We start from the raw sequence: 11711 nt of genomic DNA, 5'->3' as shown, positions 1-11711 counted from the left end.
CGCCGCGGGCGGCGCGGGCGGGGCCGCGGGCGGCGTCCTGCCTGCCCCGGGCCCGGCGGCGTGGGCGCCCTGGCGGCCGCTCCTGCGGGCCTCGGCGAGCGCGCGCAGGCACACCCAGCGGGCGAGTGCGTACAGCCACGCGCGCGTGTCGCCGTCCGGGCGGGGGCCGCGGCGCTCGGCGAGGGCGAGGACGTCGCCGAGCGCGGTGGTGGCGGCGTCGTGGTCGCACAGGACGGACAGGCAGTACGTGAACAGGCCGTCCAGGAACGGTTCGTAGCGCGCCGGGGGCGCCTGCGGGACCGTGCGCGGCACCACACGGCTGCGGGCGCCCGCATACATCCGATGCGCGCCGGTGGTGTACGTGGGGATCTCCGGACTGCTGCTCATCACCCGTGCGAAGTTAGGCGCATGATGCAGCGGTCCTCCTCCCCCTTGAGCGCATTTAATCCTTACGGGTGAACAGATCCCTCGAAAGGGGACAGGAGGCCACGTTTCCGTTGTCCGTTCGACCGGTGCCGCGCCGGAGTGTGCCCCTGGCGGCGGGGTGGCGCGTGCCGGCGGGGCCCGGCGGACTCCGGGCGGAGGCCGGCCGACCGGCCGACCAGGCTCGGAGAAGGCGTTGTCAGTGGCGGCCGCTACGGTTCGGTCCATGGCTGCCCGTACGAAAACCGCCAAGGACCGTCCGTCCTACCGCTGCACCGAATGCGGCTGGCAGACGGCCAAATGGCTCGGCCGCTGCCCCGAGTGCCAGGCCTGGGGCACGGTCGAGGAGTACGGCGCGCCCGCGGTGCGCACCACCACCCCCGGCCGCGTCACCACCTCCGCGCTGCCCATCGGCCAGGTCGACGGCCGCCAGGCCACCGCCCGCTCCACCGGCGTGCCCGAGCTCGACCGCGTCCTCGGCGGCGGCCTGGTGCCCGGTGCCGTGGTGCTCCTGGCGGGCGAGCCGGGCGTCGGCAAGTCCACGCTGCTGCTCGACGTCGCGGCGAAGGCGTCCTCGGACGACCACCGCACGCTCTATGTGACGGGCGAGGAGTCGGCGAGCCAGGTCCGGCTGCGCGCCGACCGCATCGGCGCGCTCTCCGACCACCTGTACCTGGCGGCGGAGACGGACCTGGCCGCGGTCCTCGGCCACTTGGACGCGGTGAAGCCGTCGCTGCTGGTCATGGACTCGGTGCAGACGGTCGCGTCCCCGGAGATCGACGGTGCCCCCGGCGGCATGGCGCAGGTCCGGGAGGTCGCCGGGGCCCTGATCCGCGCCTCCAAGGAGCGCGGCATGTCCACGCTCCTGGTCGGGCACGTCACCAAGGACGGCGCGATCGCGGGCCCGCGCCTCCTGGAGCACCTGGTGGACGTGGTGCTGCACTTCGAGGGCGACCGGCACGCGCGCCTGCGCCTGGTGCGCGGCGTCAAGAACCGGTACGGGGCGACGGACGAGGTCGGCTGCTTCGAGCTGCACGACGAGGGCATCGTCGGTCTCGCCGACCCCAGCGGCCTGTTCCTCACCCGGCGCGCGGAACCGGTGCCGGGCACCTGCCTGACGGTGACCCTGGAGGGCCGCCGCCCGCTGGTCGCCGAGGTCCAGGCGCTCACCGTGGACTCCCAGATCCCCTCCCCGCGCCGCACCACCTCGGGTCTGGAGACGTCCCGCGTCTCGATGATGCTGGCGGTCCTGGAGCAGCGGGGCCGGATCAGCGCGCTCGGCAAGCGCGACATCTACAGCGCCACCGTGGGCGGGGTGAAGCTGTCCGAGCCGGCCGCGGACCTGGCCGTGGCGCTCGCGCTGGCCTCCGCCGCCAGCGACACCCCGCTGCCGAAGAACCTGGTCGCGATCGGCGAGGTGGGCCTCGCGGGCGAGGTCAGACGGGTCACCGGGGTGCAGCGCAGACTGGCCGAGGCGCACCGCCTGGGCTTCACGCACGCGCTCGTGCCGGCCGACCCGGGGAAGGTGCCGCCCGGTATGAAGGTCATCGAAGTCGCCGACATGGGTGACGCGCTGCGTGTCCTTCCGAGATCGCGTCGCCGAGAGGCCCCACGGGAGGACGAGGACCGCCGGTAGACTTTGCCCAGGTCTCGCCCATCCGTACGAGTCAGGCGTACGGGAGAGGGTCGGCCGAGCCTCGGACAACCTGCGACCGGAGGAGTGCAGTGGCAGCCAACGACCGGGCAGCGGTTCCCGGTAAGCCCGGTGGCGGCTCCGGTGCCGACGGCTTGATGCGTGCCTCGCTGAGCGCGGTCGCGCCGGGCACCGGCCTGCGGGACGGCCTGGAGCGCATCCTCCGGGGCAACACCGGCGGTCTGATCGTCCTCGGCTCCGACAAGACCGTCGAGTCGATGTGCACGGGCGGCTTCGTCCTGGACGTGGAGTTCACGGCGACGCGTCTGCGCGAGCTGTGCAAGCTCGACGGCGGCATCGTGCTGTCGTCGGACCTGTCGAAGATCCTGCGGGCGGGCGTGCAGCTCGTGCCGGACCCCACGATCCCCACGGAGGAGACGGGCACGCGGCACCGCACGGCGGACCGCGTCAGCAAGCAGGTCGGCTTCCCCGTCGTGTCCGTGTCCCAGTCGATGCGGCTGATCGCCCTCTACGTGGACGGCCAGCGGCGCGTCCTGGAGGACTCCGCGGCGATCCTGTCACGTGCCAACCAGGCCCTCGCCACCCTGGAGCGCTACAAGCTGCGCCTGGACGAGGTCGCGGGCACGCTCTCCGCCCTGGAGATCGAGGACCTGGTGACCGTGCGGGACGTCACCGCGGTCGCGCAGCGCCTGGAGATGGTGCGCCGCATCGCCACGGAGATCGCCGAGTACGTGGTGGAGCTGGGCACCGACGGGCGCCTCCTCGCCCTCCAGCTCGACGAGTTGATCGCGGGCGTCGAGCCCGAGCGGGAGCTGGTCGTACGGGACTACGTGCCCGAGCCCACCGCCAAGCGCTCGCGCACCGTCGACGAGGCGCTCGCCGAGCTGGACTCCCTGTCCCACGCCGAGCTGCTCGAACTGTCCACGGTGGCCAAGGCGTTGGGCTACACCGGCTCCCCCGAGACGCTCGACTCCGCCGTGTCCCCGCGCGGCTTCCGCCTGCTCGCGAAGGTGCCGCGGCTGCCCGGGGCCATCATCGAGCGACTGGTGGAGCACTTCGGCGGGCTGCAGAAGCTGCTCGCCGCGAGCGTCGACGACCTCCAGACGGTGGACGGCGTCGGCGAGGCGCGGGCGCGGAGCGTCCGCGAGGGGCTCTCGCGGCTCGCGGAGTCCTCGATCCTGGAGCGGTACGTCTAGCCTCCGGCGGAAGCGGCCTCCCCGGCCGGGCCCCGGCGGGGTGGGACCTGCCGGTGGAGCCTGCCGGTGGGGTCTGTCCGCTGCCGTGCGGCGCGGGTTCCACCGCCCGCCCGGAACGGGAGAGCCTTCGCCGCGGGAGGGCGCTCATGGGAGGGCCCTCGCCCGAGCCCCTCAGTCCGCGCGGAGGATGAAGGACGTACGGGCCGTGCCGAGGGCTTCGGACGTGGCCTCGACCAGGTAGGTGTCCGGCTTCGCCGCCCCGGCCGGGGGCGTCGCGCACTGCGGGGCGCTGGGCTTGCGGTCCCACTCGACGACGTGGGAGACCTGGCTGCCCCCGGGGACCCGGAAGAGCAGGCTGGTGCCGACTGCGGCGGGGCAGTCCTCGGAGGACCAGATCTCCTTGCCCGAGTCGGACTGCGTGATCGTCAACACCGTTCCCTCGGCGCCGAGATCGACCTTGCAGGCCTTGCCGCCGCTGTTCACGGCGATCAGCTCCAGCTTGGGCTTCTCCCCGACGTCGTACGCGTTCCGGGCGCTGCGCAGCTTCAACTTCACCGCGCCGGAGGTGCAGTTGGCCATCGTCGACCCCGCGGGCAGCCGGTAGCCGGAGCCACCGCCGCCCTTCGCGTCGCCACCGGAACCGGAACCATCGCCTCCGGAACCGTCGGAGTCTCCGGAGCCGCCGGAGCCTCCGGATCCGCCCGCGCCGTCGGACCCGCCGGAGCCCGAACCGCCCGACCCGTCGGCGCCGTCCGACTCGTCCCGGCCGCCCGGGTGTTCACTGATCGCGGGGCCCGAACCGGAGGGTCCGGGCGTGATGGACGTCGCGGGTCCGTTGCCCGACGGCCCGTCGGCGCCGTTGTCCCCGCCGCCCCCGCCCGAGGCGAGCGCCCAGACGACCAGGAGCAACAGGAGCCCGACGACGGACAGCAGAGCGGCCCTCCGACGCCAGTAGATGGAGGAGGGAAGCGGCCCGACCGGATTGCGCAGAGATCCCACGCCCAAACCTTACGAGAGAACCGCGCGTTCTCCGGCCCCACCCGCCGCCCAGGGTCACAACTTTTGCGGATCATCATCACGGTTCCGCCTTGCCGCACCGGCCAGTTGCCGCTTCCGCGCCCCCGCCGGGCCCCGATTCCCCGCCCGATCCCTGTCTTTCGTCAGGTGCGTTATCGGTCCATCGCTGGATGTGACGATTCGAGATCACTCCGTACCGTCCGTAATCATGGACACCATGGATTCCTCCGGGCTTTACCGCGACATCACCGAGTTCGCCCACGACACCCCGGGCTGGGTGCAGCACCTCGCCGAGGTGTGGACGGAACTCGGCCTGCTGCTCTTCGGCGCACTGTTCGTCGTCGCCTGGTGGCGGACCCGGAGCGGTGACGCGCGCGCGTTCGCGGTGGCGGTCCTCGCGCCCCTGGGCACCGCCCTCGCGTACGTGATCAGCGAGACGGTGAAGTCCGTGATCGACGAGGAGCGGCCGTGCCGGGCCGTGAAGGGCGCGCTGACGCCGCTCGTCGAGTGCCCGCCGCACGGCGACTGGTCCTTCCCCAGCAACCACTCGACGATCGCGGGCGCCGCCGCCGTCGGCCTCGCGCTCGCCTGGCCCCGCATCGCCGCCTTCACCCTGCCGATGGCGGTGCTGATGGCCTTCTCCCGGGTGTTCGTGGGCGTGCACTACCCGCACGACGTGGCGGTCGGCCTGGTGCTCGGCGCGCTCGTCGCGTTCCTGGCGGTGCGGCTCGCCACACGCCCCGTGATGCGCGTCACAGAGGCGATGCGGGGGTCGCGCACGGCGCTCGTCACGTGGTTCGCGGGCCCGGGCCCCGCCACCCCGGCACCGCGCGCCCCGCGGCAGGACCCCGCGCCGTACGCACCGCGGGCCTCGTACGCGGCGCCCGCCGCGGCCCCCGCTTACCAGGGCGGTACGCAGGCCCCGTACGGCAGCACGGCGTACGGCGACGCGTACGCGCACGGGGCGCACGAGCACGGGGCGCACGAGCACGGGGCGCACGAGCACGGGGGCTACGGCTATCCCCACCAGTCGTACGGCGCCGCAGCGCCCGCGGGGCAGCCGTACACGGGCCAGGCGTACGGAAACCAGGGGAACCAGCACCACCAGGGGAACCAGGGGAACCAGGGGAACCAGTACGAGGAGAACCCGGCATACCAGGGAGACCAAGGCGCCCAGGGATACCAGGGATACCGGGAACACCAGGGACACCAGCAGTACCCGCCGCGCCAGGCGTACCAGGGAGGCCAGGGAGACCAGGCCCAGCAGGGGCAGTCGTACGCGGACCCGCGCGCGGGGCACTACGCCGCGCAGCCGCACCGCGACGAGTACGGCGACCACGCGCAGCCGCCCACGCACCGCCCCTGACGCGGCGGTTCAGCGCGCGGCGCCCGGGGCCGGCCGCGCCTCGTCGTCCGTGACGAGCCCGGCCTCGTACGCGACGATCGCCGCCTGGACGCGGTTCTTGACCCCGAGCCGGTCGAGGACCGCGCTCACGTACGCCTTGACCGTGCCCTCCACGAGGTGCAGCCGCGCCGCGATCTCCGGGTTGGACAGGCCCGCGCCGACCAGGCCGAGGACTTCGCGCTCGCGCGGGGTCAGGGCGGACACCCGGGTGCGGGCGGCCGCCTCGCGGCCGATGCGCCGCGCGCCGAGTCCGTCGATGACGTGCCGGGCCACCTTCGGCGACAGGAACGCGGCGCCGCCCGCCACCGCCCGTACGCCCGCGATGAGTTCGTGCGGGTCGCCGGACTTCAGCAGGAAGCCGGTGGCGCCGCCGCCGAGCGCGCGGGCGACGTACGCGTCCTCGGAGAACGTCGTCAGCATCGCGACCGCCGTGCCCGGCAGCGTCCGGACGATCTCCTCGCCCGCGGCGAGCCCGTCGAGGCGGGGCATGCGGATGTCCAGGAGCGCCACGTCGGGGTGGTGGGCCCGGGCCAGGTCGACCGCCTCGCGGCCGTCGGCCGCCTCGGCGACGACCTCGATGCCGTCGCCCGCGCCGAGGATGGCCCGGACCCCGGCGCGGATCATCGCCTCGTCGTCGGCGAGCAGCACACGGATCGCGCCGCTCACCGCTGCCCCGCCACCTGGTCGTCGCGGCCGTCGCGGCCGTCGCGGTCCGTACCGGCCTTGGGGATCACTGTCTTGTCCACGAGCTTTCCGTTCTCGAAGCAGACCCTGTAGTGGGTGGATGAGGTGAAGAGCCGGCCGCTGGAGCGGTAGTAGCGGCAGGTCGCGCCGGCGGGCGGCGGCGTCGGCGCCCGGTCCACGGGCGGGTCGGCCACGCTCCGCTCCGGCAGCAGGGCCTCGGCCTCGGCCTGCGGGGCGCCCACGCGCAGCGCCGCGAAGCCGGCGGGCTCCAGGACGGAGTGCGCCTCGGTGTACGCGTACCAGCCGAAGGCCCCGGCGATCAGCACGGCACCGGTCGCGGCGGCGGCCCCGAACGCGAGGACGGTACGGCGGCGGGCGTGGGCGAGGTGCCCGGAGGGCGGCGGGGCCGGGGCGGCGGGCCGGGCCGCGGCCGTGTCCACGTCTACGGGCGCCGCCGGGGCGGTCACGTCCGCCGGGATGCTCGCGCGGACGCGGAAGCCCCCGCTGCCCGGGCCGGTGCCGGGACGGACGCTGCCGTACGGGACACCGCCGTACGGACCGCTGCCGTACGGACCGCTGTCGTGCGGGCCGCTGTCGTGCGGGCCCGCCTCCAGCGTGCCGCCCAGGGCCGTCAGCCGGGTGCGGAGGTCCGCGAGTCCGGAGCCGCCGCCGGTGGGCGCGGCGGTGCCGGGGGCCGGGCCGTTGGTGACCGTGATCGTCGTACGGGTGCCGTCGTGGGCCGTGGCGACGGTCACGGGGGCGCCGGGCGCGTACTTGGCCGCGTTGGTGAGGGCTTCCTGGACGACGCGGTGGGCGAGGCGTTCCGTGGGCTCCGGCGCGCCGGTGCCGGTGGCGGTGTACCGCACGTCGAGGCCTGATTCGGCGGCCCGCGCGACCAGTTGCGCCACCGTCTCGCCGGGCGGGGCGAGCGGCGCGGGTTCGTCGCCCTCGTCGCGCAGGACGCCGATGACCGCGCGCAGCCGGTCGGTGGCGTCGGCGGCGGCCGCGCGCAGGTCACCGGCCGCGGCCCGGTGGTGTTCGGGCAGGTCGGCGGCAAGTTGCAGGGCGCCCGCGCGCACCGCGATGAGGCTCAGGTCGTGGCCGAGCGAGTCGTGCATGTCCTGGGCGATGCGGGCCCGTTCGCGCAGCCGGGCCCGGTCGGCGACGATCCGCTGTTCGCGTTCGAGCTGGTCGGCGCGGGCGAGGGCCGCCGCGGTCAGGGCGCGGCTCTGCCGCCAGTAGCGGCCGCCGAGCCACGGGAAGACCGCGCCGAACAGCAGCGTGGCCGTCAGGACCAGCCACTCCACGACCGGGTCGACGTCCCGGACGGCGATCTTCACGGTGCCCGCGGCGGCGACCGCGGCGAACGCGAGCAGCGCGGGCCTGAGCCGCGGCCCCTGCTTGCCCAGCAGGAACGCGAAGGCCGCGAGGGCCATCCCGTACGAGGCCGTGAACAGCGAGGGGGCGGTGGCCTCGCCGGGGGCGGCCGCGAGGAGGAACGCCAGGGCGGGGCGGCGCCGCCAGACCGCGGCGGCGACCGCGAGGGCGGCCAGGCCCGCGAGCTGCTGCCAGGCGGTGCGCGGCTCGTTCAGCCCGATCGCGTCGGCCGTGGCCGCGGGCACGGCAAGCACCAGCCACAGCAGGGCGTCCTGAGAGCGTCGGCGCATCACCCCACCGACGCTACTGCCCCCGCCCGGCCCCTCGGACCTGCCGATCGACAGGGTCCGGGTCCGGCCCGCGGCGCCACGTGCCAGGGCAGCACAGGCAAAGCCACGCAGGAACGGGTGGGCGGGTGGGAGAGGTTCTGACGGACAGCCAAGAACAAACCCGCAGCGCCCCGCGCCGGGGCCGGGCAGCCGAAGCAAGGAGATACGGGCGGGCGGGCGGGTGAGAAACCCAGCACCCCGGTAAGGCACCCCGACCGAAAACCCCGGGCGTGGCAGGATCGTGGGCATGCCCACCGCACTCGCCGCCGACCCCGCCGTCAGCCGTCTCCACTCCCCCGTCATCGCCTGGTTCGAGGCACACGCGCGTGACCTGCCCTGGCGCCGCCCGGACGCCGGGCCCTGGGGGGTCATGGTCAGCGAGTTCATGCTGCAGCAGACGCCCGTCAGCCGGGTCCTGCCCGTGTACGAGCAGTGGATCAGCCGCTGGCCCCGCCCGGCCGACCTGGCCAAGGAGGCGCCCGGCGAGGCCGTGCGCGCCTGGGGCCGGCTCGGCTACCCGCGGCGCGCGCTGCGCCTGCACGGCGCGGCCGTCGCCATAACGGAGCGGCACGGCGGCGACGTACCGACGCAGCACGCGCAGCTCCTCGCGCTGCCGGGCATCGGCGAGTACACGGCCGCGGCCGTGGCGTCGTTCGCGTACGGACAGCGGCACGCCGTGCTCGACACGAACGTACGGCGGGTGTTCGCGCGGGCGGTGACCGGCGTGCAGTACCCGCCGAACGCCACCACGGCCGCCGAGCGCAAGCTGGCCCGCGCGCTGCTGCCCGAGGACGAGGCGACCGCCGCGCGCTGGGCGGCCGCGTCCATGGAGCTGGGCGCGCTGGTGTGCACGGCCAGGAACGAGGACTGCGGGCGCTGCCCGATCGCCGAGCACTGCGCCTGGCTGGCCGCGGGCAAGCCCGCGCACGACGGTCCGGCGCGCCGTGGACAGACGTACGCCGGTACGGACCGGCAGGTGCGCGGCAAGCTGCTCGCGGTGCTCCGTGAGGCCGTGCACCCGGTGCCGCAGGCCGCCCTCGACCGGGTGTGGGACGAACCGGTGCAGCGGGCCCGCGCGCTGGACGGGCTCGTCGCCGACGGCCTGGTGGAGCCGCTGCCCGACGGTTCGTACCGGCTGCCGTTGACCTGAGCCCGGGCCCGCGCGCGGCGGGCCCGGGCCCTCGACCGGGGTCCGGGGAATCCCCTCGGGCCCCGGCGTCCGTACCGGGGACGTATCGGGAACCCGCCGGGCCCAGGGGCTCCGCAACATCTCCCGGCCCGACAAAACGGGCAACCCCACCCACACTGACCTGCCGTTTTACGCCTGGCCTACTTCTGTTACACAACCGACGTACAGCCGTGCGTCCGCCGCTGGCTGCTCCGCACAGCGCCGTGACAACGCCTCCGTACCTTCATGTCTGTACCGCACAAGCAAGAGATCGCGGTCAGCGGTGAACCGGGGACGAACGGGAACGGAGGCGGTTGGGTATGGCGCACGGCGAGGTGCTCGAGTTCGAAGAGTACGTCCGCACACGGCAGGACGCCCTGCTGCGCAGCGCCCGTCGGCTCGTCCCGGACCCCGTGGACGCGCAGGACCTGCTGCAGACGGCGCTCGTGCGGACGTACGGCCGCTGGGACGGCATAGCCGACAAGCGGCTCGCGGACGCCTACCTGCGCCGCGTCATGATCAACACGCGGACCGAGTGGTGGCGCGCCCGCAAGCTCGAAGAGGTGCCGACCGAGCAGCTCCCGGACGCCTGCGTGGACGACTCCACCGAGCAGCACGCCGACCGGGCCCTGCTGATGGACATCATGAAGGTGCTGGCCCCCAAGCAGCGCAGCGTGGTCGTGCTGCGACACTGGGAGCAGATGTCCACCGAGGAGACGGCCGCCGCGCTCGGCATGTCGGCCGGCACGGTCAAGAGCACGCTGCACCGGGCGCTGGCCCGGCTCCGCCAGGAGCTGGAGAGCCGCGACCTGGATGCGCGCGTGTTCGAACGTGAGGAGCGGGAGCGTTGCGCGGCCTGAGTGCCCGGGCCCGCCGAACCGGCCGAGCCGGTCGGCCGGGACGAGACAGAACAGCGACTTCGCGGCGGAAGGCGGGGAGTACGGCGGTGGCCGTGCTCGCCGCCCTCGGCCTTTTGCTCGTGGGTACGGGCTGCTCCGCGGGCGGCTCCGGCACGCGGGACGAGGGCCCGGCGCGCGCCGGTGCCGTCGCCTCGGCGTCGCCGTCGGCGGCCCCGTCGCCCGCGCCCAAGAACGTCGACGCGGTGCGCCTGGTCAAGGACGACCCGAAGGTCAGCCTGGCCGTGAAGCGCGATCTGAAGCCGTGCGTCGAGGACGAGTACCCGGTGGACGTCTCGTACGGCAATCTGACCGGAGCGTCCTCGTCCGACGTGGTGGTGAACGTGCTGACCTGTGGCGACGCGGTCGGCATCGGCAGCTATGTGTACCGCCCGGACGGGAAGACGTACGAGAATGTCTTCGCCGACGAGCAGCCTCCCGTCTACGCCGAGATAGACCGCGGCGACCTGGTCGTCAGCAAGCAGTTGTACGGCGAGAACAGCCCGGAGGCGGAGCCCACCGGCGAGGACGTCATCACGTACCGGTGGACGTCGGACCGCTTCAAGGAGCGGGGCCGCGTCCGCAACAACTACAGCAGCGCGGTGGGCGGCCACAGCGCGGGCCCCAGCCCGAGCTGAGCCCCGACCGCGCGGACGCGCCGCAGACCCGCCCACCCCGAGACCCCGGAACTGAGAGCACCCGATGGCAGAACACACCCATGTCCTGTTCGTCGAGGACGACGACGTCATCCGCGAAGCCACGCAGCTCGCCCTGGAGCGGGACGGCTTCGTGGTCACCGCCATGCCCGACGGCATCGCGGGCCTGGAGGCGTTCCGGGCCGACCGGCCGGACATCGCGCTGCTCGACGTGATGGTGCCGGGCATGGACGGCGTCTCGCTGTGCCGCCGCATCCGCGAGGAGTCCACGGTCCCGGTCATCATGCTGTCGGCGCGGGCCGACTCGATCGACGTCGTGCTCGGCCTGGAGGCCGGCGCCGACGACTACGTGACCAAGCCGTTCGACGGCGCCGTCCTGGTCGCCCGGATCCGCGCGGTCCTGCGCCGCTTCGGGCACGCCAGCGGTTCCGGCACGGCCGCGCCCGCCGCCCAGGAGCAGCGCGGCGCCGACGGGGGCGTGCTGACCTTCGGCGACCTGGAGATCGACACCGAGGGCATGGAGGTGCGCCGCGGCGGGCGGCCCGTCGCCCTGACGCCGACCGAGATGCGCCTGCTCCTGGAGTTCTCCGCCGCCCCCGGTACGGTCCTGTCCCGCGACAAGCTCCTGGAGCGCGTCTGGGACTACGGCTGGGGCGGTGACACGCGCGTCGTCGACGTGCACGTGCAGCGGCTGCGGACGAAGGTCGGCCAGGACCGCATCGAGACGGTCCGCGGCTTCGGCTACAAGCTCAAGGCGTGAGCTCACCGCATGCGACACGAAGGGCTGCCTGCGGGGGCACCGCAGGCCGCTGCCGCGGCGGTGCGGGGGGTACAGGGGGCGGAGATGAGCGCGACGGCGCGGTCCGGCGACCGTGACGGGTCCGGATCCGGGTCCGCGTACGGGTC

At 74.3% G+C, this 11711-nt stretch carries 9 protein-coding genes and 2 pseudogenes; 7 read left to right on the top strand and 4 right to left on the bottom strand.

From position 1 onward, the window contains the following. Positions 1 to 390 (bottom strand): annotated as a pseudogene (locus tag IE330_RS24000) (hypothetical protein); the annotation flags it as partial. A gap of 259 nt (positions 391 to 649) precedes the next feature. Between IE330_RS24000 and radA the strand changes: the two are divergent. Continuing rightward, a complete protein-coding gene (gene radA / locus IE330_RS23995; RefSeq protein ID WP_190138172.1) occupies positions 650 to 2059 on the top strand; it encodes a DNA repair protein RadA in 1410 nt (469 codons plus the stop codon). Positions 2060 to 2148: 89 nt separating this feature from the next. After that, positions 2149 to 3273: a DNA integrity scanning diadenylate cyclase DisA gene (disA, locus tag IE330_RS23990; RefSeq protein ID WP_190138171.1), complete on the top strand. Its 1125-nt coding sequence runs from the start codon at positions 2149 to 2151 to the stop codon at positions 3271 to 3273. Positions 3274 to 3444: 171 nt separating this feature from the next. On the opposite strand, the gene IE330_RS23985 is transcribed toward disA, so the two are convergent. Next, a complete protein-coding gene (locus tag IE330_RS23985) occupies positions 3445 to 4272 on the bottom strand; it encodes a hypothetical protein (protein ID WP_190138170.1) in 828 nt (275 codons plus the stop codon). 226 nt (positions 4273 to 4498) lie between these two features. Here IE330_RS23985 and IE330_RS23980 point away from each other — a divergent pair. Next, positions 4499 to 5128, top strand: a pseudogene (locus IE330_RS23980) (phosphatase PAP2 family protein); the annotation flags it as partial. A gap of 537 nt (positions 5129 to 5665) precedes the next feature. Here IE330_RS23980 and IE330_RS23975 read toward each other — a convergent pair. Together IE330_RS23975 and IE330_RS23970 are read right to left on the bottom strand one after the other, a co-directional pair. Beyond that, positions 5666 to 6319: a response regulator gene (locus tag IE330_RS23975; RefSeq protein ID WP_229925877.1), complete on the bottom strand. Its 654-nt coding sequence runs from the start codon at positions 6317 to 6319 to the stop codon at positions 5666 to 5668. A gap of 38 nt (positions 6320 to 6357) precedes the next feature. Then, positions 6358 to 8046, bottom strand: a complete 1689-nt coding sequence (locus IE330_RS23970; RefSeq protein WP_190138169.1) for a sensor histidine kinase — start codon at positions 8044 to 8046, stop codon at positions 6358 to 6360. Between the two features lie 286 nt (positions 8047 to 8332). On the opposite strand from IE330_RS23970, the gene IE330_RS23965 reads away from it, so the two are divergent. From IE330_RS23965 to cseB, 4 genes are all read left to right on the top strand, one after another. After that, positions 8333 to 9235: an iron-sulfur binding domain-containing protein gene (locus IE330_RS23965; protein ID WP_190138168.1), complete on the top strand. Its 903-nt coding sequence runs from the start codon at positions 8333 to 8335 to the stop codon at positions 9233 to 9235. A gap of 338 nt (positions 9236 to 9573) precedes the next feature. Continuing rightward, positions 9574 to 10113, top strand: coding sequence for a SigE family RNA polymerase sigma factor (locus tag IE330_RS23960; RefSeq protein ID WP_190138167.1), 540 nt, complete (start codon positions 9574 to 9576; stop codon positions 10111 to 10113). Next, positions 10101 to 10787 (top strand): hypothetical protein, encoded by a 687-nt coding sequence (locus IE330_RS23955; protein ID WP_373314716.1) that lies wholly within the window; start codon positions 10101 to 10103, stop codon positions 10785 to 10787. The genes IE330_RS23960 and IE330_RS23955 overlap by 13 nt, the downstream gene beginning before the upstream one ends. A 64-nt stretch (positions 10788 to 10851) precedes the next feature. Continuing rightward, positions 10852 to 11565: a two-component system response regulator CseB gene (gene cseB, locus IE330_RS23950; protein ID WP_190138165.1), complete on the top strand. Its 714-nt coding sequence runs from the start codon at positions 10852 to 10854 to the stop codon at positions 11563 to 11565. Positions 11566 to 11711: the final 146 nt, after the last annotated feature.

This window comes from Streptomyces longispororuber, assembly GCF_014656095.1.
Lineage (GTDB): Bacteria > Actinomycetota > Actinomycetes > Streptomycetales > Streptomycetaceae > Streptomyces > Streptomyces longispororuber.
Note: the sequence above shows the minus strand (reverse complement) of the source record. Positions and strands in the feature narration are given on the sequence as shown.

Coding starts and splice junctions, on each gene's coding strand:
- radA (WP_190138172.1), top strand. CDS start 650: ATGGCTGCCCGTACGAAAACCGCCAAGGACCGTCCGTCCTACCGCTGC.
- IE330_RS23975 (WP_229925877.1), bottom strand. CDS start 6,319: ATGATCCGCGCCGGGGTCCGGGCCATCCTCGGCGCGGGCGACGGCATC.
- IE330_RS23970 (WP_190138169.1), bottom strand. CDS start 8,046: ATGCGCCGACGCTCTCAGGACGCCCTGCTGTGGCTGGTGCTTGCCGTG.
- IE330_RS23965 (WP_190138168.1), top strand. CDS start 8,333: ATGCCCACCGCACTCGCCGCCGACCCCGCCGTCAGCCGTCTCCACTCC.
- IE330_RS23960 (WP_190138167.1), top strand. CDS start 9,574: ATGGCGCACGGCGAGGTGCTCGAGTTCGAAGAGTACGTCCGCACACGG.
- cseB (WP_190138165.1), top strand. CDS start 10,852: ATGGCAGAACACACCCATGTCCTGTTCGTCGAGGACGACGACGTCATC.